General features: G+C 68.0%; 15 protein-coding genes. 11 read left to right on the top strand and 4 right to left on the bottom strand.

The window, feature by feature from the left end:
• Positions 1-61: 61 nt before the first annotated feature.
• Positions 62-937: a bestrophin family protein gene (locus tag HLH28_RS13100; RefSeq protein WP_182959870.1), complete on the top strand. Its 876-nt coding sequence runs from the start codon at positions 62-64 to the stop codon at positions 935-937.
• A 74-nt stretch (positions 938-1,011) separates the two neighbouring features.
• Positions 1,012-1,602, top strand: a complete 591-nt coding sequence (locus tag HLH28_RS13095) for a CarD family transcriptional regulator (RefSeq protein ID WP_182959868.1) — start codon at positions 1,012-1,014, stop codon at positions 1,600-1,602.
• 77 nt (positions 1,603-1,679) lie between these two features.
• Here the strand turns inward: HLH28_RS13095 and HLH28_RS13090 are convergent, their stop codons facing one another.
• Positions 1,680-2,132: a PACE efflux transporter gene (locus HLH28_RS13090; RefSeq protein WP_182959866.1), complete on the bottom strand. Its 453-nt coding sequence runs from the start codon at positions 2,130-2,132 to the stop codon at positions 1,680-1,682.
• A gap of 2 nt (positions 2,133-2,134) precedes the next feature.
• The gene (locus HLH28_RS13085) at positions 2,135-3,112 is read right to left on the bottom strand and encodes a sterol desaturase family protein (RefSeq protein WP_182959863.1); all 978 of its coding nucleotides are present in this window, start codon (positions 3,110-3,112) and stop codon (positions 2,135-2,137) included.
• A 177-nt stretch (positions 3,113-3,289) separates the two neighbouring features.
• Between HLH28_RS13085 and HLH28_RS13080 the strand changes: the two genes are divergently transcribed.
• Positions 3,290-3,664: a response regulator gene (locus HLH28_RS13080; RefSeq protein ID WP_182959861.1), complete on the top strand. Its 375-nt coding sequence runs from the start codon at positions 3,290-3,292 to the stop codon at positions 3,662-3,664.
• 63 nt (positions 3,665-3,727) lie between these two features.
• Complete coding sequence (locus HLH28_RS13075; RefSeq protein WP_182959859.1) at positions 3,728-5,335, top strand: tetratricopeptide repeat protein; 1,608 nt, start codon at positions 3,728-3,730, stop codon at positions 5,333-5,335.
• Between the two features lie 28 nt (positions 5,336-5,363).
• On the opposite strand, the gene HLH28_RS13070 is transcribed toward HLH28_RS13075, so the two are convergent.
• On the bottom strand, positions 5,364-9,572 hold the full coding sequence (locus HLH28_RS13070) for a translocation/assembly module TamB domain-containing protein (protein ID WP_182959857.1): 4,209 nt from the start codon (positions 9,570-9,572) through the stop codon (positions 5,364-5,366).
• Entirely contained in the window at positions 9,572-11,464 is a 1,893-nt protein-coding gene (locus HLH28_RS13065) for an autotransporter assembly complex protein TamA (protein ID WP_408869849.1), read from the bottom strand. Before HLH28_RS13065 ends, HLH28_RS13070 begins: the two co-directional genes overlap by 1 nt.
• 598 nt (positions 11,465-12,062) lie before the next feature.
• Here HLH28_RS13065 and miaB point away from each other — a divergent pair.
• The 7 genes from miaB (at position 12,063) to HLH28_RS13030 (ending at position 22,330) form a co-directional block, all read left to right on the top strand.
• A complete protein-coding gene (miaB, locus tag HLH28_RS13060; protein ID WP_246396143.1) occupies positions 12,063-13,442 on the top strand; it encodes a tRNA (N6-isopentenyl adenosine(37)-C2)-methylthiotransferase MiaB in 1,380 nt (459 codons plus the stop codon).
• Positions 13,443-13,576: 134 nt separating this feature from the next.
• On the top strand, positions 13,577-14,587 hold the full coding sequence (locus HLH28_RS13055; protein ID WP_408869848.1) for a PhoH family protein: 1,011 nt from the start codon (positions 13,577-13,579) through the stop codon (positions 14,585-14,587).
• Between the two features lie 43 nt (positions 14,588-14,630).
• Positions 14,631-15,143, top strand: a complete 513-nt coding sequence (ybeY, locus tag HLH28_RS13050) for an rRNA maturation RNase YbeY (protein ID WP_182959853.1) — start codon at positions 14,631-14,633, stop codon at positions 15,141-15,143.
• The gene (locus HLH28_RS13045) at positions 15,140-16,075 is read left to right on the top strand and encodes a hemolysin family protein (protein WP_246396124.1); all 936 of its coding nucleotides are present in this window, start codon (positions 15,140-15,142) and stop codon (positions 16,073-16,075) included. Before ybeY ends, HLH28_RS13045 begins: the two co-directional genes overlap by 4 nt.
• Positions 16,076-16,132: 57 nt before the next feature.
• Entirely contained in the window at positions 16,133-17,080 is a 948-nt protein-coding gene (panS, locus tag HLH28_RS13040) for a ketopantoate/pantoate/pantothenate transporter PanS (protein WP_246396122.1), read from the top strand.
• Between the two features lie 74 nt (positions 17,081-17,154).
• Positions 17,155-17,775: a thioredoxin domain-containing protein gene (locus HLH28_RS13035; protein ID WP_182959843.1), complete on the top strand. Its 621-nt coding sequence runs from the start codon at positions 17,155-17,157 to the stop codon at positions 17,773-17,775.
• Positions 17,776-17,791: 16 nt separating this feature from the next.
• Entirely contained in the window at positions 17,792-22,330 is a 4,539-nt protein-coding gene (locus tag HLH28_RS13030) for an AAA family ATPase (RefSeq protein ID WP_182959841.1), read from the top strand.
• The last annotated feature ends 65 nt before the right edge of the window (positions 22,331-22,395 follow it).

Genomic DNA, 22,395 nt, shown 5'->3' with positions numbered 1-22,395 from the left:
ACTCGCAACAGGGGCCGTGCGGTCGGCGCGCGCGTCACACGCCCCGAAGGAGAATCATGCGATGATTGTCGACCGGAAGATCGGCCTGTTCATCCTCATGAGGGAGAGCCTGCTGTCGCTGACGCTGCTGTGCGCGTGGGACGTCTTCGTCGTCGTCATGTTCCAGGTCTTTCACCAGGATTGGATGGAGCAGCCCAGCCTTCCCGTATCCCTGATCGGCTCCGCACTGGTACTGTTCATGAGCGTCCGGAACAGCACCGCCTACAACCGGTGGTGGGAAGCACGGACGTTGTGGGGGGCGATCACCAACAACTGCCGATCTTTCGGACGGCAGGCCGGTACCCTGCTGGGCGGGCGGCCCGACCTGGCGCGCGCCATGGCGGCCTATCCCTACGCGCTGCGCGGCGCGCTGGGCCGTCTGGACGCCTCGGCCGACGTGGAACGCCTGCTGCCGGAGGCGATGAAGGATGCGATTGCCGGCTGGTCCAACCAGCCGAACGCCATCCTGTACCAGATCGGACGCGAAGTGAACGCCGAGGTCGCGCGCCAGGGGATTGACGGCGCGGTTCATGGCCAGATCGACCGGATCCTGTCCGACCTGGCCAACGCGCAGGGGGGGCTGGAACGGATACGCAACACGCCGCTCGCCATCCAGTTCTCGGTGATCCCGCGGCTGGTCGCCAATGTCTTCTGCATCGTCCTTCCGCTGTCGATGGTCCAGACCCTGGGATGGATCACGCCGCTGGGGTCATCCCTGGTGGGACTGCTGTTCGTGGCGCTGGACAAGATCGGCAGCGACCTGCAGGAACCGTTCATCCATTCGCCGCACGCGATGCCGATGCTGACCATGGCGCGGACGATCGAGATCGACCTGCTGCAACCCGACCGACAGCCGGTCGGCGGGCCGATCGCCCCCGTGGGCGGCGTGCAATCCTGACCCTTGGCGACCGGTGCCGCCCGCCCCTCCGAGGGGTCAAGACAGAATATGAAAAATGTGGTATGTCATGCCCCATGAGCATGTTCAGAACGACTCCTAAAGGCGGCGTGACCGATGCAATGGCCCGGACTGCCGCCGCCGTAACCGCCGCGCAGGCCAAGACCAAGGTCAAGGACGAGGATCCGTTCCGCGAGGGAGATGCCATCGTCTATGCGGCTCATGGTGTCGGGCGCGTGGATCGCATCGGCATCGATGAGATCGCCGGCACGAAGCTGGAAATGATCCAGATTTCGTTTCCCGGCAACCAGATGACCTTGCGCATTCCGCTGTCGAAGGCGCGCAAGGCCGGCCTGCGCAAGATCGTCTCGCGCGAGATCGTGGACAAGGCGATGGCCATCATCAAGGGCAAGCCGCATGTCAGCCGGGGCATGTGGGCCCGCCGCGCCGTCGCCTACCAGGAAAAAATCAATTCCGGTGACCTGGTGCAGATCGCCGAAGTGTTGCGCGACCTGCGCCGCAATGTCGACAGCCTGGACGGCAGCTTCAGCGAGCGCAAGCTGTTCGAAGCCGCGCAGGAACGCTTCGTGGCCGAGGTCGCGGTCCTGGAAGGCAAGGAACCCGCCGCAGTCCTGGAAACCCTGACGGCGGCGATGAAGGCCGCCTGAGAGTTGGCGCCGGCTCGGCTGAATGGCCGGTCCATGCACCGAAGGCCCCGGGGGACATTGCTCTCCCGGGGCCTTTTTTACGTTCCCTGCGCCCTGGCGGCCTCTGGATCCATGCGGGCGCACGGAATCGGGAAGACCAGGTCATAGGCCCAGGTGAAGACGAAATTGTACACCAGATAGAACAGGGTCAGGGTGATATTCGCCAGGAACGCCGCGCGCATGCCCTGGCCAAGATAGAGCGCGATCGCCGGCACAAGCATGACGATCAGGCCCACCTGGAACAGCACCGCATGCGCGATCCGGTCGGCCAGCGTCTTGCGGGCCGCCCCCCTCAGCCACAGAACGAACTGGTCGAACACGCGATTGAACGCATAGTTCCACAGGACCGCGACCACGGACGATCCCACGCCGATGAATCCCATGTCGACCAGGCGGATACCCAGCAACAGCCGTCCACCCGGCAGCACCATCGCCAGCCCCGCGGCCTCGAACAGGATCGTGTAGCGGATCCTGTCCGCCGTCGTACGCACCCTTATCGCGCCATCGGGCGGGACCCGCTGGATGGGGGCGGCGAACGCCGCCAGCGCCGCGTCGCCAGGCGCCAGGACAGGCGCAGCCCCGCCGCCTGCTGCGCCCCCCATCCCCCGTTGACCAGCGCGGCCTCGGCCTTCGGATCCCCCGTTTCCACCACATTGTGCGAAAAATTGGCCGTCCGCAGGATCATGTCCCACCAGGGGAACACAGCCCCGTAATTGCATGAATTCCGCCCCGCCGACCGCATGCCGTGATGCACCCGATGGAATTGCGGCGACACCAGCAGACGCTCACCCAACCAGCCGAATCCGACGGTCGTGTTGGCGTGCGACAGGCTTTCGACCAGACGCAGCAGCAGGATCAGCAGGGGAAACTGCAACGGGGGCACCCCGATCAGCAGGCCCACGGCAATGGCCCATACATAGGACACGACGTCGTCGAGAAGATGATTGCGGTCGTCCGACCAGAATGTCATCTGGGTCTGGGCATGATGCAGGGCATGCAGGCCGTACCACCACGCGAAGACATGGGACAGCCGATGTCGCCAGTAATCGGCGAAATCGAGAATCACGGCGTAGATGAAAAAGGTCAGGACCGGCCAGTCCATCAGCGTCGGGAACAGGCTTTCGAGCGTCGGCGGGATATAGCCCCGATCGGTCAGGAACCCGTTCATCCAGGTCTGGATTTCATAGAATCCGAAAAACGTCACCAACGGGAACAGGCCGATCCGCGCCACGATGGTATAGACGATATCCATCGTCACATTGTCGCGGTTTTCCCATTTCTGCAGCGGTCGGAACCGTTCCAGAGGCACGCAGATCGCCAGGTTCAGGACCACCTGCAACACACCGTAGATGGCAAACATCGCCCACAGGAACGACGTATCCTCCCATTCCATCCATCCGAAGCGATAGAGGACGGGAATCAGCCAGTTTTCCTGGATCCATCCGGCAAGCCATGTAAACGGGTCGATCATTCCGGCCTTCCTGTCGTGGGTCGTTGGGCGCGATGCAGGATCCTATCGCATGCCGGCCGACCTCATCAGCCCGCCCCGGGAATACCGGGTACGTGAACCTCCGGGTGCGGCCGGCGTTGGACAGGACATGCGCAAGCTTCTTCACCCGCGCCTTCGCACGCATCCGATTCCTGTCGCATGACTATAGCGCCCATTCTTCTGGTCGAGGATGATTTCCTGATCCGCACGATGCTGGCGACGTACCTGCGCCTGCGCGGCGGCTTCACGGTCATCGAGGCCGAGACCGCCCCCGACGCCCTGGCCGTCATCGACGCGCAGGACGACATCGCCATCCTGCTGACCGATATCCGGGTCCCCGGCGAACTGGACGGTTCGGGAATCGCGGCGAGGGCACGACGGAAATGGCCGGACCTGCCGGTGGTCTATGTCAGCGGCTACGCCAAGGCGCCCGGCGGCTCGACCCCGGAAGGAAAGCGCGATAGCTATATCGCCAAACCCTACGAGCCCTCGACTGTCCTGAAACGGGTCCGGTTCATCTTGGGACAGGCCTGACCCCCGCCCGCGCCGGGCTTCGGTTGCCCGAGAGTTCAGATTCCAACCGGGCGATCCTGTACGATGACCATCGATCCTTCTCCCTCCGCCTCGGTCCTGGACAATGTCCTGCGGCAGGCGCTGGAACGGATCAGGGCCGGCCGGTTCACCGAGGCCCTGAACCTGCTGACGCCGCTGGAACACTGCGTCGACGAACGGATCGACCTGCTGCTGGCGCATGCCCGGGCCGGATGCCACGATCCCGCAGGGGCGGCAGCGCTGTTCTGCCGGCTGGCCCGCAGGCACCCCACGGCCATTCACCCGGCACACGAGACGATCGGGTTCCTGGTGGCGCAGGATCGCCGCGCGGACGCCGAACCCGTCCTGCGGTCGGTCGTGGAACTGGCGCCGGAGGACGCCCGCGCCCATGAATCGCTGGGCGACCTGCTGATCCAGCTTACCCGCTTCACGGAGGCGGAGGCCGTGCTGCGATCGGCGTTGCATCTGCGTCCCGACAGCATTTCGGCCGGCAATCTTCTTGCGGCCGCGCTGTCGGAACAGGGGCGGATCGCGGAGGCCGATGCCCTGCTCCGCAAGGTGCTGGATGCCCATCCGGACAATTCCATGACCCACGCCAACCGCGCCAGCCTGCTGTCGATGGAAAACCGCGTGGAAGAGGCACTGGATCATTTCCGGACGTCGATCACGCTGAAACCCGACGACGCCCGTGTCAGGCTCAATCATTCGATCGCCCTGCTCAAGGCAGGTCGTCATGCCCAGGGCTGGGCCGAGCATGAATGGCGGTTTTGGCTTCCGGGCCACACCAGCCTGCCGCCGGAGACGCTGATGCCGTCGATCGCGCCGGGGCTGGACATCGCCGGCAAGCGGATCCTGGTCACACAGGAAGAGGGGCTGGGCGATACGCTGATGTATCTGCGCTTCCTCCCCGCCCTGATCCGCCGCGGCGCGCGCCTGACCGTCTGGGTGCCGGATGCCCTGGCCGGCCTGGTCCGTCGCATGCCGGGGCTCCACAGGGTCATGAGCGGCGATCACGCCGTTCCGGCGCATGATTGGCATTGCCCGTTTATCAGCCTGCCGCGGGTGTTTTCGGCGACGGCCGACACGATGGGGGACCTACCCCCTTATCTGGCGGCCGCACCTGCACTGGTCCGGCATTGGGCCGCGCATGTGCCGTCCAACGGCCGGCTGAACGTCGGCCTTGTCTGGGCGGGCGCCCCCCGGCCCGACATCACCAATGCCCACATCATCGACCAGAAGCGGTCGATGAAGCTGGCCGTCCTGGCGCGCCTTGCCAGTGTTGCCGGGATCAACCTGATCAGCCTCCAGAAAGGTGGCGCCACCAGTCAGATGGCCGACATGCCGGACGGCATGCGCTTGTACGACCCGATGGACGACGTCCGGGACATGCACGACACGGCGGCACTGATCGCCAGCCTGGATGTCGTCGTTTCCGTCGATACCTCGATCGTGCATCTGGCGGGGGCGCTGGGCTGCCCGACCATCCTGATGGATCGGTACGACAATTGCTGGCGCTGGCTGTCCGGACGCGACGACAGTCCCTGGTACCCGTCGCTGAAAATCGTCCGGCAGACCCGGCCCCGGGACTGGAACGACGTCGTCCGCCGCGTGGCCACCCTTCTGGGCGACATGGCGGAACGGCGCCAGGCCTGATTCCCCCGACCAGGCACCGGAAGCGGCGTCAGTACTGGAACTGGTAGGCCAGGCCGACGCTGCTGCCCGGATCGTTCTCAGGCGTGGTGAAGCCGGTGACGTTGCCCCCGGTACCGACCGTCGTATTCAGTTTCAGCCGCCGCGTCAGGTCGACCTGGACCTGCGCCTGCGTGCCCGAACCCGACGTCGCCTGCTTGGCCCCGACATAGACGCCGCGCATGACGTACTTTCCGGCCTCGACACTGGTGCCGGCACCATTGCCGACCCCCGATCCGCTGCCCAGCTGCAGCCGGTCCAGGCCCAGCGTGTTGCGCACCGTGCCGATGGGATCGAACCCGCCTCCGCCGGTCAGGCTGGCGACAGCCGCCGCGATCTCGGCCATCTGCGTCGGCGACAGGGATTGCGCGTCGGTGCCGAACAGCAGCATGGCCATGATCTGGTCCTGCGACAGAGGCGGCGAGGACGAAAAACTGATCTTCGGGGCACTGGCATATCCGCCGACCGTCAGGCGGGCCGTCCCCGCGTTCGTACCCCGCTCGGCCTCGAAATCCAGGGTCGGGTCGATAGCCTGCGTCACGCCGGTGCCATTGAACGCCACGCGCCCCTTGGTGAAGTCGAGCGAGATCCCCGCCAGGTTGAAACTGCCGCGCCGCATGGTGAATCCGCCGGTGATCACCGGCGCATCCGCGGTGCCGCCGACATGCAGTCGCCCGAGCATCTCGGCATCCAGGCCATGTCCACGCACGAACATCTGCCCCGGCGAGGACGCCGTGACATCCAGCCCCACGACCATGCTGCTGCCCGTATCCTGCGCGGCCCGGGTATCATCGCCCGGACGGATGACGTCCAGCCGCGCGACGGAGGTCGGGAGCGAACTGGGGATATTGATTTCGGCATGCGGAATTGCGACCGACCCCGCAACATCGATACGCGAAGCCAGAAGCCCCCGAACGGTCAGGTCGCTGTCAATCGTCGCCGTCACCAGGTCGCTGGCCAGAGGCCGCGCCTTGGCCGCCCTGATCCGCAGGTCGATCGGCAGGCCGGGCTGGAACGCCCCGACGGTCCCGCTGACCGTGATCTCGCCCGGACCCGCCACGGCGCTCAGCTGGTCGATCGTCAACTGGTCGCCATGGGCCACGATCGACCCGTTCACGTTCGACAGCTGGATGCCTTGGGCATAATCGTGGACCTGCCCGTTGGCCAGGCTCACGGTCCCGTCGGCGCGCGGGGCCGATAGCGGCCCCGTCAGTGCCAGGGCGAACCGCATCATGCCTTCCGCCTGGCGTCCCTGCGCGCCCAGATAGGCGTTGGCCGCCGACAGGTCGATTTTTCCGTCAGCGTGCAGGGCCATGCTCCCGCTCGTATTGGTCGGCACCGTTCCCCGCACCGCCAGGTCCAGCATCGATCCGGCATGGGCGCTGGCGTCGAGCCGTGCCTGCGTTCCCGCCAGTTGCGCCGTGGCGTCCAGATTTGCCGCCGGCAGGGCCCCGCTGAAATCGGTATGATATCTCATGTCGCGGGCGGTCAGCGTCACCGTGCCCTGCGGGTTGGCCAGCGTCCCGGACAACTTCGCCCGTGCCGAAATGAAGCCGCTGGCATCCAGGGACGGCATGAACGGCCGGGCAACAGCCGGCGTCAGGCTGTCGATCGCGACGTTCAGGGACAGGACGGGCCTGACGCTGCCGGAAATGTCGATCTGCGCCGGGGCAACACCCGGCGGCGCCACCGTCGCCCGCAGACGGTCGACGCCGATCGCGGTGCCGAAGCCGATCCTGGCCGGCGCCAGCAGGCGCACCGTCTCGCCTTTCGCGTTCGCCTGCAAGGTACGCAGGGCCACGGCCCGGCCGGGCAGGTCGAAGACGAAATCCGTCGACAGGCTGGCCGGCGCACCGGCCAGGTTCTGCAGCGCCGACGTCGCCGTGACGGCCAGCGCGCCCCGGGGGCCGCGGGCCGTCACGCGGGCATTGCCGGTCACGCCGCGCACGGCGACCCCATCGATCGCAAGCGTCAGGTCAGATCGCGCCGTCCCCACCGGATCGGCGATACTGCCGGCCAGGACGACATGGCGAACGGTGGCGGCACTGCTGGAAACATTTCCGTCCAGATGCAGGGTCACCGTAGGGGGAACGGCGGCATTCGCGATATCCGATGTCCGAACCGACGCCGCGACGGCGCCCGAGATCGGCTGGCCCAGCAGCCGGGACAGATCGGCCAGCCGCGTCATCTGGAAATCGAGATTTCCCAGCGGAACCATCTTGCCGGCCGCCAAGGCCAGATGGCCCTTGCCGGAGGCGCTTTTCCAGTCGAGATGGTCCAGGTCGATCGTGCGCGTGCCCTGTGCGTCCTGCTCCAGGTCCGCCGCGATGGAAAGCGGCGCGCCATCCACGGTGCCCTGTGCCATCACCGTGCCCTGCGGCGTCGACGGCAGATGATGGATCACCGCATCCAACATGACGGGGCCGGCCGGCATGTCGCCGGTCCCCATTTGCCCGTCCAGGTGCGCGGTCGCGGACAGGTCGTTCATCGGACCGTTCACGGCCAGGTCAAGGTCGCTGCGCCCGCGCAGGGCGGGCAGGACCCGCCGCAGATCGTCCAGGCCCAGCTTGAGGCGGCCATCCAGCATCCTGTTGTCCGCGGCCCCCGTCTGGCTGCCCGACAGGGCAAGATGCATCGCCTGTCCGTCGACGTTCAGGCTGTCGATCCGGATCGCGCGCGCGCCTGCTGCCCCTTGCCCGGCTCCCAGTCTGGCCCGCAGGGCCAGATGTCCGTCCGGCCCGACCAGGCCGACGGCCTGCGGCTGGCCCCCGGTCAGTCCGACGTCGCCGTCAAGTGCTAGATCCGTGTCGCCGCCGGGATGGACCGGCAGGGCAAACGTGCCGTGCAGGCCGGCATGGCCCGCCAGCGCGACCGACCCGATGGCCGCCAGAGGACCCAGTTGCGGCACCGCCAGGTCGAACGCGCCATGTGCCGGGCTGGACGTGGCGACGCGGCCGACCAGATGGAGGAGGGAATGAGACAGATCGATGTCGAGCGGCGATCCCGTATCGTCGGGATGCAGAAGCAGATCCATCGTGATCGGCGCCGCCGCGAACAATGTCGGACGTGACCCCGATATCGTCAGCCCATCGAGCGTGGCGCGCAGATGCGCCAGGGCCGGCTGACCTGCCGCCGCCTCATGCCCGTCGAAGCTCACCGCGATCCGGCTGGCATCGGTACCGGCCACCGATGGCCGGTCGAGAACCAGCCGCCCGTCGCCGACCGGATGGCGCAGATCGCCCGAGAGATGGGCGTCGAGCGCGACTTCGCGCCATCCGATGCCGTCACGCACCGTCATCTGGGGCGCATGCGCCGTCAGGGCAATCTGCGTTCTTCCGTGAAGAAAATCGACTATCCCATTTATTTTGGAAGATATTTCCCCTGCTTTCAGCACGAAATTCAAACGGTTTGCATCGCGTGGTCCGTCAAGGTCGAGCGCCAGGTGAAGCGGATCCAGCGGCGCCATGCCGGCGACGGTCGCGAACCCGCCCGCTGTTTCGTCGGCGGTCAGATGCAGGCCCAGCCTGCCGGGCGTCACCGTCGTGCGCAGGGCCAGGGCGCCATCGTGATCCAGGCGCTGCAGGCCCAGGGTGATGGCGGCGTCGGGCAGTGTAGCGACGCTGGCGCCGTTCAGCACCGGCGCGATATGGGCCAGGCGCGCCTGGCCATCGAGGGCGAATGATGCCGCGGTGCCGGCGATATCGGGTCCGACATCGATCCGCCCGACATGGATGGCGCGGATATCGACGCCGAGATCGAGCCCCCCCTGCGAGGACGACTTGCCCGAACTGCCCGTCTGGCCGGCCGGCAGGCGTGGGATCGACAGCCGGTCCATCGCGATGCGGTCGACCCGTGCCGTCCTGAACAGCAGGCGCGTGGGACGCCAATCCAGGGACAGGCCATCGATGGAAAGCCAGGTGCCCTTGCTGTCGGTCAGGGCGATATGACGGATCAGCAACGCATCGGGAAAACGGCCCGCCACCCCCTGCAACTGAACGGTCCCCGCCGTCAGGGCAGCAGTCTGCCGTTCGATGAAATGACGGCCGGGACCGGTATTGGCGGCGATCAGGATGCCGGTTACGGCCAGCAGGACCAGACCCGCCGGCACGCCCAGCATCAGGCCGGCCGTCCACAGCAGGACCCTGGACCAACGCCGCCTGGCGGAAGCCCCCGGATCGGGATTGCGTGGGTCCGGCGCCATCAGAACGTCTCCCCCAGACCGATATATAACTCCCACGTGTCGCCTTCCGGCGGGCGGTTGAGCGGCACCGCGACGTCTACCCGGACGGGGCCGATCGGGGTGTAGTACCGCACGCCCGCCCCCGCGCCGACCCGCAGCTTGCCTTCGAACGGGCGGCTGCCGGTTCCGACCTGTCCGGCATCGGCGAAGAGCGCCGCGCCGAAACTGCGGAACAGGCGCTGGCGGAATTCGAACGATCCGGCATCCATCGATGTTCCGCCGATCGCATATTTGCTGTTGGGAAATTGCGGACCCACGCCCTGGTAGCGGAATCCCCGCACGGTGGCACTGCCACCGGCGTAGAGACGCTGGTCCGGCGGGATATCGAAGGTCGAGGCCCCCTGCACGTTGCCGATGATGCCGCGAAACGCCAGGACGCTGCGTCCGGGGCGGGACAGTCCCAGATGCGCCAGGTCGAAATAGGTCGAGGCATTGGCCTGCAGGATCGTGAAGAAGGACGTCCCGTTGATCAGCGAGGCCGACGGGGTGGCGCTCATCGACAGGCGCACGCCATGGGTCGCGGGGTCGATCGGGTTGTTCACCCCCGTCCCGTCATACGTCGCCGACAGGGGCAGCGAGACGATCGTATAATCGTTCGTCCGGCCCATCTGGTCGATCTGTTCCTGTTCCGCCTCGCCCCCGTAGGACACGGTCCAGCGCCGGCCCAATCGCCGGACCAACCCTGCCCGCACCAGCAGTGCCGTCTGGCGATAGGAATAGAGCAACTGCCGGATTCCTTCGACCCGCACGCTGAGGTTCTGGTTGCGGGACCCGAAGTCCGGCTTCATCAGGTCGGCATAGACGTCATAGCCCAGCCCCTGCTGCGCGGAGCCGCCAAGGCCCGTTATCAACGCCGTCAGCCGCAATTTCTCGGCATTGCCGAAGATGTTGTTGTGCGTCCAGCTGACGCCGCCCCGGCCGCCCAGATCGGTCGAATAGCCGCCTTGCAGCTCCACCATCCGCCGCTTGCCCTCGGTGAACCCGAAATCGAGCGGCATGCGATCGCCCGGCGTCAACGGGGGTACGTCGCGCACCTGGACGTCGGAAAACACCCCTAGCGACGCCAGATCCTGGCGTGCCGCCTCGATACGCGAGGGCTGGTAGAGCATGCCGGGATGAATCGTCAGCCTGCGTGCGATATAGGCCGGATGCACCCGCTTCAGGCCGGTCAGCGTGATGGCGCCGATATCCACGATCGGTCCGCGCCGCACGGTGAACACCAGGTCGAGCGTGCGCGTCTCGGGATGCAGCCACGCCTTGGGGGGCCCGACCTCGGCCAGGGCGTAGCCTTCTTCCTTCAGTTCCGACTGCAGGCGCGTGGCGGCCGCCAGGACGTCCGATGCGACAGCCGGCTGGCCGACACGCAGCCCGAACGCCGCGGCCTGCGGGTCGGTCAGCACGACGTCCCCGACCCCGTCCTGGGGCGCCCGCTGCAGCGTCAGGCGCCCCAGCCGAAAGAGGTCCCCGCGCGTGGAAGTAACGGTGATCTGCACGTTCTGCCCCTTCGGGACGGACAGCAGCCATTCCGGCAACCGCGGATCCCGGCCGTCCAGCGTGGCGCCACCGGGCGCCCCCTTGCGGGGCGACATCCCCACCTCGATCCGGATGGTCGGCGCATAATAGCCGAAGCTTTCCAGGGCCGTGCGAATGCGGTCGTACTCGCCGCGGATCCGTCCCGCCAATGCGAACGGGCTGACGGCATGCGTCTTCTGCAGGGCCAAAAGATTGGAGGACGAGTTGATCGCGGCATCCAGGTCGCCCTGCCCCGTCGCGCGAATCGTCGTGACGTAGGTTTGCGGATCGGCGGCCCGGGCAGGGACAGGCAGCCAGACCGACAGCGTCGAGACCGCAATCCCGGTGGCCAGCAGGACCGCGCGCCGCAACCCGCTTCGTCCCTGATCGGCATCACCTGTCCCAGCCACGTTTTCCCGTGAAATCGCCTGGGGGTGCCGTGACGCTGCCAATGTGTCCGAGCCCTGCCTCTGTGCTTCACCGATGGTAGAACGACCCGGCCAGCCGTTTGTTCGCCGTCCTTGTCAACCGTCCCCCGGGAAACGGCCTGCCTGCCCTGTTTATACGGCAGCCATTTGACAAGACGATAAAAAATTGTCGCCTGGCATGCCGAAGAGCAGTTCGTCCCCGGCGCATCCAGGACACCCGGCCCGGCGAGATATTTTTTTTGATGCGGGACTCGGAGAGTTACCTTGACAAGGACGGGGCTTCTTTTGCCAGATCACGAACAGGAATGCTGCGGCCACCGGCATTGCCTGATGGAGGTCCGCCACGCGATGATCCTGTCGTACACCGGTCTCGCTGCTTCCGGCCCAGCAGGTGCCGGGCCTTGACCCGGAGCCCCGCACATATGATGTGTTCGCGCGACCGCGCGGGATGGTCCGGCGGTACGCCGAGAAAGTTTCAGCCGTGACCGATCGCTCTGACTGCCCCCCCGTCATGGACGCCGCCCCCGAGGATGGGCGCAAAGGCCTCCATGTCATCACATGGGGCTGCCAGATGAATGTCTACGACAGCGCGCGCATGGCCGATGTGCTGCGTCCCCTGGGCTACAGGCCGGTCGACACGCCGGACGCGGCGGACATGGTCATCCTCAATACCTGTCATATTCGCGACCGCGCGGCGGAAAAGGTGTTTTCCGAGCTCGGCCGGCTGCGCGTGGTCAAGGACGCTCGCGCGATCGAGGGACGCAGGACCGTACTGGCCGTCGCCGGCTGCGTGGCGCAGGCCGAAGGCAAGGAGATCCTGGCGCGCGCGCCGTTCGTCGACATCGTCCTTGGACCGCAGACCTATCACCGGCTGCCGGAAATGGTGGCGCGAGCGTCCCGGGCGGCCGGGGCCGTGATCGACACCGATTTTCCCGCCGAGCAGAAATTCGACTTCCTGCCCGATACCCAGGCCCGGCAGACCCCGGGGGGAATCACGTCCTTCCTGACGATCCAGGAAGGGTGCGACAAATTCTGCTCGTTCTGCGTCGTGCCCTACACGCGCGGGGCCGAGGCCAGCCGGGCCGTGGCATCGGTCCTGGCGGAGGCCCGGCGCATGGTCGATGCCGGCGCCCGCGAAATCACCCTGCTGGGCCAGAACGTCAACGCCTATCATGGCGCGGCACCGGACGGGCGCGTCTGGGGCCTGGCCCGGCTGGCCGAGGCCCTGTCGGCGATTCCGGGGCTGGCACGCATTCGCTATACGACCTCGCACCCCCGCGACATGGACGAAGCGCTGATCGCGGCCCATCGCGACCTGCCGGCGCTGATGCCGTTCTTGCATCTGCCGGTGCAGTCGGGGTCCGACCGGATCCTGGACGCGATGAACCGGGGCCACACGGCCGGGCAATATCTGGAACTGGTGCATCGCCTGCGCGAGGCCCGGCCCGATATCGCCCTGTCGTCCGACTTTATCGTCGGCCACCCCGGCGAGACCGATGCGGATTTCGAGGCGACCATGCAGTTGATTCGCGATGTCGGATTCGCGCAGGCATTCTCGTTCAAATATTCCCCCCGTCCCGGCACGCCAGCCGCCGGCGCCGCCCTCCAGGTCGCGGAGCCGGTGAAGGATGCGCGCCTGCAGGCCTTGCAGGCCCTGTTGCGCACTCAGCAGGACGCCTTCAATGACGCGACGGTGGGACGAGCCCTTCCGGTCCTGTTCACCGGGCGCGGACGCAAGCCGGGTCAGCTTTCCGGCCGCTCCCCCTATCTGCAAGCCGTTCACGTCGATGGACCGGATACCCTGATCGGCCAGGTCACGGATGTGGAGATCGCAGAGAGACTGACCAATTCGCTGAGTGGAACCCTCGTGCAGGAGAGAGCCTTCGCTTGAGAGAACAGACGGTATCACCGGTCCTGTCCGGCCAGCGCCCGACACGGACGCCTTCCCCCCAGGATCCGTCACGGCATGGCGCCGACGCCATGCGGACGGTTACCCTTCAGTTCGACGACAATGCCCTGCTGGCGATGCTCGTCGGGGATCATGACCGTCATCTCCTTCTTCTCGAACGCGGCTTCGGCGTGCGGCTGTCCTGCCGCGGCAACCGCATCGCCATCAATGGCGAGACCGGACGTGTCGAGAGCACCCGAATCGCCCTGACCGGCCTCTATCGCAAGCTGGAATCCGGTACCGGGCTGGATACCGCCGAAATCGAGGCTGCGATCCGCATGGCCGCGCCCTCCCGTCCCCCCATTCCCCCCCCGGCGACGGAAGGAAGGTCGAAAATGTCCCCCGAAGGCACGAACCTGCTGACCCTGTCCGAACTTCCCGCGATTCGCACGCGGCGCGGCGCCATTGCCCCGCGTTCCGCCGGCCAGGCCGGCTACATGGAAATGCTGGCCCAGACCGAAATGGTGTTCGGCATCGGCCCGGCCGGCACCGGCAAGACCTACCTGGCGGTCGCGCAGGCGGTGGCGATGCTCCAGGCCGGCCAGGTCGACCGGATCGTGCTGTCCCGCCCCGCCGTCGAGGCCGGCGAACGGCTGGGATTCCTGCCCGGCGACATGAAGGACAAGATCGATCCCTATCTGCGTCCGCTGTACGACGCCCTGCACGACATGATGCCGGGCGACCAGGTCGTGCGCCGCATGGGCACCGGCGAAATCGAGGTCGCGCCGCTGGCCTTCATGCGCGGGCGCACCCTGGCGCATTCCTTCGTCATCCTCGACGAGGCGCAGAATACCACCTCGGCCCAGATGAAGATGTTCCTGACCCGCATGGGCACGGGCACGCGCATGGTGGTGACCGGCGACCTCAGCCAGGTGGACCTGCCCAATGGCGTGCCGTCGGGCCTGCGCGATGCGGTGGACACGCTGGAAGGCCTGCCCGGGATCGGCATCACGCGCTTCGAATCCCGCGACGTCGTGCGTCACCCGCTGGTCGCGCGCATCGTGGACGCCTATGATCAGCGGGCGGCGGCCGAAAGGGACATGTCCCGCAGCAGGGCGCGCCGGGAGAACAATGGAACCTCGAAGTAGCCAGAACTCCGTTAATCCTGACGGAGTCCCGGAAATATCGCCGATGGCCGGTCCGGCCGTCGGCCTTTCCCCCATTCTGCCTCCTGACGAGGCCGAATTTGACGTAATCGTGGCCGATCCACGCTGGCATGGCGCCGTCCCCCGGGTGGGCGCGCTCGTCCAGCGCACCGCCCGGGCGGCGTGGGAGGCCTGCGGGTCGGCCCCCGTCACCATCGTGCTGGACAGCGATCGCGCCATCCGGCGGCTGAATGCCCGGCACCGGAACAAGAACAAGCCGACCAATGTGCTGACGTTCGAATATCCGGCTGGCCATCCGGGGGGCGACGTCATGATCGCGCTGGACACCGTCCGGCGCGAGGCCAGGGCCGCCGGTCGCCCGATCCGCCACCATCTGATGCATCTGGTGGTCCACGGGATCCTGCATCTGCGCGGCCATGACCATCATCAGGCCGGCGAGGCGCGACGGATGGAAATGGAGGAGGCCCGGATTCTCGGGCGCCTCGCCGTTCCCAATCCTTGGAAAAATCGGGCCGGCATGGCGGGGGACGACCAATGAGCCGCCCCCCGCCCGAGCCGGTGCCGGATGGTGGTCCGGGCCGGTCCGACGACGCCTCGCCTGCCGCCAGACCGCGCAGCCGCGGCCTGCGCGCGCTGTTCGGGCGGCGGCGGGTCGAACAGGGGCTGCGCCATTCGATCGCCGCCCTGGTGCAGGAAGCCGACGAGGCCGAGGGCGACGGCTCTGGCGAGGCATCGGAACTGGACCGCCAGGAACGCGCGCTGATCGCCAATGTCCTGCGCCTGCGTGGAATCACCGCCGATGACGTGATGGTGCCGCGCGCCGACATCGTGGCGATGCCGGTGGCCCTCAGCCTTGCCGACGCGCTGGCGCTGATGCGGCGGGAAAATCATTCGCGCATGCCCGTCTACCGCGAACAGCTGGACGACATCGTCGGCATGATTCACGTGAAGGACCTGATCGCCTACGCCGGCACCAGCGAAGCCTTCAATGTCGAGTCCCTGTTGCGCCAGCCCCTGATGGTGGCGCCCCAGATCCCGGTGCTGGACCTGTTGTTGCAGATGCGCCAGCGGCGCGTCCATCTGGCGCTGGTCATCGACGAATATGGTGGCGTCGACGGCCTGGTGACGATCGAGGACCTGGTGGAAACCATCGTCGGCGACATTTCCGACGAGCATGACGAACCGACTGCCGTCCTGATCCAGGAACGGCCGGACGGCACGTTCGATGTCGACGCCCGGATGCCCGTGGAACAGTTCGAGGCCCGCATGGGGCCGATCCTGACCGAAGCCGAGCGCGAGGCGGAAATCGAGACGGTCGGCGGACTTGTCTTCTTCCTGGCCGGGCACGTGCCGACGCGCGGCGAAGTCCTGACACATGGCAGCGGTCTGGTCTTTCGGGTGCTGGACGCCGATTCGCTGCATATCCGCAAGGTCCGCGTCCGGTTGCCGGCGCCACCCCCAACCCCCTGATCCATATGGCCGGACGGGCGCATGCCCGTCCGGCCTCCGCAAGCGGATTTTCGTTTCTTGCAGATCCTTACACGCTTGTTTCCCCTGTGGGCGATACTGGTCTCGGCCGCCGCGATCGGCGTGCCGGGACCGTTCCTGGCCCTGTCGCCCGCGATCACCCCGCTGCTGGCGTTCGTCATGTTCACGATGGGGGTCACGCTGACGGCGGCGGATTTCCGACGGATCGCCGTGCGTCCCGCGCCGGTCCTGGCCGGGATCGGGCTTCATTACACCGTCATGCCGCTGGCGGCATGGCTGGTGTCGTGGATGCTGGACATGCCGCCGGCCCTCAGGGTCGGCATGATCCTGGTCGGCAGCGTCTCCAGCGGGACGGCGTCGAACGTCATGATCTATCTTGCCCGGGGGGACGTCGCGCTGTCCGTCAGCATCAGCACGCTGTCGACCCTGGTGGGCATCGTCGCGACCCCGTTCCTGACCCGCCTGTACGTCTCGACCGACGTCGCCGTGAATGTCTGGGGCCTGCTGCGCAGCATCGTCGAACTGGTCGCCCTGCCCGTCATCGGCGGCGTCGCGGTCAATGCCTTCGCCGGCCGCCTGATCCGGCGCGTCGAATCCGCCCTGCCGCTGGTGGCCATGGTGGCGATCATGGCGATCATCGGCTCCATCGTCGCGGCGACACGCCCGGCGCTGGCCTTTGCCGGACCGGTGGTCCTGCTGGCCGTGGTAATGCACAACGGCATCGGCCTGCTGGGCGGCTATTGGGGCGGCCGCCTGCTGCGCCTGGACGAAAGCACCTGCCGGACACTGGCGATCGAGGTCGGCATGCAGAATTCCGGCCTGGCCGCCACGCTGGGGCGCCTGTATTTCGGCCCTCTGGCCGCGTTGCCAGGGGCGATCTTTTCGGTGTGGCACAATATCTCGGGCTCGGCCCTGTCGGCATGGTGGGCTGGCCGGCCCACCGGGGAGGCCGCGCCGCCACCGGCCACCGTTACGCGGGCACCTTGACGTTCACGCGCTTTGTGGGCTCTGTCGCCTTTCACGCGCCCCCTTCGTCCCAGCCTGCCGGAGACCGTTCAGCCATGTCCGTTACGCGCCGCACCCTGCTTGCAACCGCGACTCCCGCCCTGCTGTTCGGGCCGCAGCTGGTCGCAGGCACGGCCCGAGCGGCCACCGATCCGCGCATGTCGGTCCGCGCCGCCGGCAACCCCGCCGCCAAGGTCCATGTCGAGGAATGGTTTTCCCTCACCTGCACCCATTGCGCGCGCTTCGCCTCCGAAGTCTTCCCCGAAATCCGGACCAAGCTGATCGACAGCGGGAAGGTCTATTATATCTTCCGCGATTTCCCCCTGGATCAGATCGCGCTGATGGCCGCGATGGTCGCCCGCACCCTGCCGCCGGAACGGTACGAGCCCTTCGTGCTGTCGCTGCTGTCCAGCCAGGACCGCTGGGCCTTCGCGCGCGACGTCAATCCGCAGGACGAGTTGCAGAAGATGGCTGCTCTGGCCGGGATGCCGGCCGACCTGTTCCAGAAGACGGTCGCCGACGACACGCTGCGCCAGGCCATCATGGACGAGGAAAACCGTGCGCAGGCGCTCTACAAGATCGAGGGCACACCGACCTTCCGCTTCAACGACAAGGTCCAGATCGGACAGGAAATGACCTACGACGCCTTCGCCCAGCAGGTTGCCTCGGCCGCCTGATCCGGTTCGTGGCCTCATGACCGCCCGTTTCGTCCGCCTGCGCATCGTCGGGTTCAAGAGCTTCGCCGACCCCGTTTCGGTCGATATCCTGCCCGGGCTGACGGGTATCGTCGGCCCCAACGGGTGCGGCAAGTCGAATGTCGTCGAGGCCCTGCGCTGGGCAATGGGCGAAAGTTCCGCCCGATCGCTGCGCGGCGGCGAGATGGATGACCTTATCTTCGCCGGGACGGCTGCACGCGCGGCGCGCAACCTGGCCGAGGTCACGCTGACGCTGGAGGGCACGACCGGCATCGCCCCGCCGCCGCTGCATGACCAGGACGAGTTGCAGATCAGCCGGCGCGCCGAGCGCGGGGCCGGCAGCGACTACCGCGTCAACAGCAAGCCCATTCGCGCGCGCGACGTGCAGACGCTGTTTGCCGACCTGGCGTCGGGCGCACGGTCCTCGGCCATGGTCAGCCAGGGGCGCGTTTCGGCCCTGGTCAACGCACGGCCCGAGGAACGGCGTTCGATCCTGGAGGAAGCCGCCGGGATTACCGGCCTGCACGCCCGCCGGCATGAGGCCGAACTGAAGCTGCGCGCCACGGAGACCAATCTGTCGCGCGCCGACGACCTGCGCGTGCAGCTGGAAGGTCATCTGGACAATCTGCGCGACCAGTCGCAGCAGGCCCGCCGCTATCGCGAGATATCCTCCGGCCTGCGCGAAGCCGAAATCACGCTGCTGGCGCTGCTGCATGCCCGCGCCCGGCTGGCGGTCGAACGTGCGGGAACGGCGGCCCGCCAGGCCCGTCAGGCCCTGACCCAGGCCGAGGAAACGGCCGAAAGCGCCGTCATCGCGGAATTCGAAGCCAATCGCGACATCCCGGCCCTGCGGATCCGGACGGATGAAAGCCGCACGGTACTGGAACGCCAGAAACTGATCGCCGAAGGCATCGCGCAGGAAGAACACCGCGCCGCCGAGGCGGCCTCGGCCGCCACCGAACGCCTCCGCCAGGGTGAAAGCGATCATCAGGCGGCCCAGGCCCGGCAGGACGACGCGCAAGCCAATGTATCCCGCCTTCAGGCGGAACGGGACGCGATCGACGCGCGGCTGGCCACCCTGCCCGCCGATATCGCCGACGCGGACGCGGCATTGCGGGCGGCGACGGCCGGCGTCCGCGGCGCGGAAGATACGCTGGAACGCGCCACCGCCGACGCCGGCACGGCGCACAGCCGCATCCACCAGACGGCCGAAGCCTATCGGGACGCCCTGGGCCGCCACCTGCGCCTGGACGAACAGTACGGCCATCTGGCCACGCAGCTGGATACGCTGCGCCAAGCCCTTCCCGACCAGGGCACACTGGACGCCCATGTCGCAGCCCTGGCCGTGGCGACCGAAACGCTGGCACAATCGCGGACCGACCTGGAACAGGCGACGCAAGCGCAGGCCGACGCCGTGGTGGCGGCCGACCTGGCCCGCAATGCGGTCGCCGAGACCCGTCGCCTGCATGACGACGCACGGCAGCGCCTGGCCCAGACCTCCGAACGCGCGGCCGCCCTGCGCACGGAGCAGGAAAGCTTGCAACGCCGCCAGGCTGACGCGCTGTCGCAGCAGGTCGCGCAGGATCGGCGCGACGCCTTGCGCGACGAGGTGGCGGCGGCGGAATCGGCCCTGATGACGGCCCGCGGTGCCCTGGAACAGGCGGAGCTGGAGCGGCAGGCGGCGTCCGCGGCGCACATCGAGGCCCGCGCCCGGATGCAGGAAGCCAGCACCCGGCGCGCCGGCCTGACATCCGCCCTGCAGACAGCCGAATCGGCACAGGCCCGCGCCGTGGCGCGATTCCAGACGCTGGACCGCGATCTGGCACAGGCCCGCGCCGGGATCGTCGACCCGGACAAGCTGACTGCCGCGCGCGTCGCCCGGGAACAGGCTGAACGCGAGGTCGCGGAGTCCGGGCAGGCGCTGGATACCGCCGAGGCCGATCTGGTCGCCCGTGCAACGGCGCGCGACCTGGCCGCGCAGCATCTATCGGACGTGAAGGCCGACCTGTCGCGCCTGGAGGCCCAGGCCGAGGGGCTGACGCGGGCGCTGGCCGCCGATGACGGCAACGCCGGGGTTCGGGGGGTGGTGGACGACATCACGGTTCCGGACGGGCTGGAAACCGCGCTGGCCGCCGCCCTTGCCGACGGGCTGGAGGCGTCGGTCCAGCCGGATGCCCCGCGCCTGTGGCATCTCCTGCCGGACCTGGCGACGCAGGTCCTCCCGGGCCAGGGCACCGTCCCGCTTTCCACGCTGGTCATGGCCCCGCCTGCCCTGGGCCGGGCGTTGGGGGCCGTCGGATTGCTGGCGGACGGCATGGACGGCGCCCCGTTGCAGCTGCAGCTGCGTCCCGGTCAATGCCTGGTGCGCCGGGATGGTGGGCTCTGGCGCTGGGATGGCTATCGCCTGGCGCCGGGCCTGCCCAGCCGTGCGGCGCTTCTGCTGCAACAGCGCAACCGCCTGCGGGAAACGGCGGCGGCATTGGCGACCCGCCGCGCCGACCTGCCGGCGGCACAGGCAGATCAGGCCGCGACCGAATCCGCCCGTATCCAGGCCGCCGACGCCGTGATCCGCGCCCGCGCCGAGCGTACACGGGTCGAGACCATCCTGCGCCAGGCCCGGGCGGACGAGGCCGAGATCAGCCGGCTGGACGCCACGGTCCGGGCGCGGCTGGACACCGTGCTGCCGCAACACGAACAGGCCGTGCAGGGGAAATCCGAAGCGGAAGCCACGCTGGCCGCCGCGCGACAGGCCCTGTCCGGCCTTCCGGACGAGGCGCAGTTGCGGCGTGACCACGACGCGGCACGCCAGCGGGAACAGGCATCGCAGGCCGCGGAAAGCACGGCCCGCGATGCCCGGCGCCGGGCCGAGACGACTCTGGAAACCGCGCGGCGGGCCGCCGGGACCGCCGCGGCCCGCCATGATGAGGCCGAAACCCGCCTGGCCACGATCGTCCCCGAATTGCAGCGCATCGTCCGCGAGGCCCAGCAGGCCGAAACTGCCCGGCAGGCAGCCGAACAGGCGTTGTCCGACCTACCCCCCATCCAGGATGTCGAAACGGTCCTGACCGCCGCGCAATCGCGGGTAACGCAGGCGACGCAGGCGCTGGAATCCGCACGGCAGCACCGGCTGGAGGCAGAGAAGGCCTTGGAGCAGGCGCAATCCGCCCATTCCGCCCTTCAGACCACCCTGATCGAAACCCGCAGCGCGATCGAAGCCCAGGCGCCGCGTCTGGCAACTCTGGGCCAGGAACGGGACGACGCGGCCCGGACCTTGGCGCGAATCGTCGCGGAACAGGCGACCCTGCCCGACCCGGACGCGATCGCCGAGCATATCCGGACCCTGCGCGAGGAACTGGTGGCGGCCCGCCAGGTAGAGGATGCCGCCCGCGATCGTCGCGCTGCCCTGGCCGGCGAGGACCAGACGGCGCAGACGCGCCTCGCCGGTCTGCGGGACGCCATCGCGGACTGGTCCGCCCGGCACGAAGCTGCCATCGCCCAGGCCGGGCACAGCGCCACGCGGCTGGCGGCCACCCAGGCCGAACATGCGCGCTTGTCCGCCCTGCCCGACGAAGTCCTCCGCACGCGCGAGACAACGCGCGAGGCCCTGGGGCAGGCCCAGGCCGCATATGACGCCGTGACCGGTGCGCTTGCGGCGGCCGAGGCCGCCCTGTCCCAGGCCCAGGCCGGCCGGCGGGATGCCGACGCTGCCCTGGCGACCGCGCGCGAGGGGCTGCTGCGCGCCGAGGGGCGACACGAGCAGGCCGAGGCCATCCTGACGCAGCTTCTGACGGAGACGCCCGAACCGCCGGGCGTGGTGCCGCCCGACCTGACGGAAGCCGCCGAAAGCAGCCTGCGGCGAAAGATCGCCCGCCTGACGCGCGAGCGCGAGGACATGGGGCCGGTCAATCTGCGCGCCGAGCTGGAAGCCGACGAGGCCGAGACCCGCATCGCCGTCATCCGGACCGAAAAGGACGAGCTGGAAACCGCCATCGCCCGGTTGCGAGGATCAATCGGTGCCTTGAACCGCGAGGGGCGCGAGCGGCTGCTGGCGGTGTTCACCGAGGTAGATCAGCATTTCCAGGCGCTGTTCGCCCGGATGTTCAACGGCGGCCGCGCGCATCTGGGCATGGTGGGCAACGACGACCCATTGCAGGCGGGGCTGGAGATCTATGCCCAGCCGCCTGGCAAGAAACTGGCGACCCTGTCCCTGCTGTCGGGTGGCGAGCAGGCGCTGACGGCCTTGTCGCTGATCTTCGCGGTGTTCCGCTGCAACCCCGCGCCGATCTGCGTCCTCGACGAAGTGGACGCGCCGCTGGATGACGCCAACGTGGGCCGGTTCTGCGCCCTGCTGGGCGACATGGTGGCCGAAGCCGGCACGCGCTTCCTGGTCGTCACGCACCATCAGCTGACGATGGCGCATATGGACCGGCTCTATGGCGTGACGATGCAGGAACGCGGGGTCAGTCGCGTGCTGTCCGTCGATCTGGAACACGCTTCGACCATGGCCGGACAGGCCCGTGCGGAAGCGGCGGTCTGACCAGGGTCGGGCGTTGCCCAAACCCATCAGGACCTGATGCCCTGTACCGGATCATGGATGGCATC

Source organism: Gluconacetobacter tumulisoli (genome assembly GCF_014174155.1).
Lineage (GTDB): Bacteria > Pseudomonadota > Alphaproteobacteria > Acetobacterales > Acetobacteraceae > Gluconacetobacter > Gluconacetobacter tumulisoli.
Note: the sequence above shows the minus strand (reverse complement) of the source record. Positions and strands in the feature narration are given on the sequence as shown.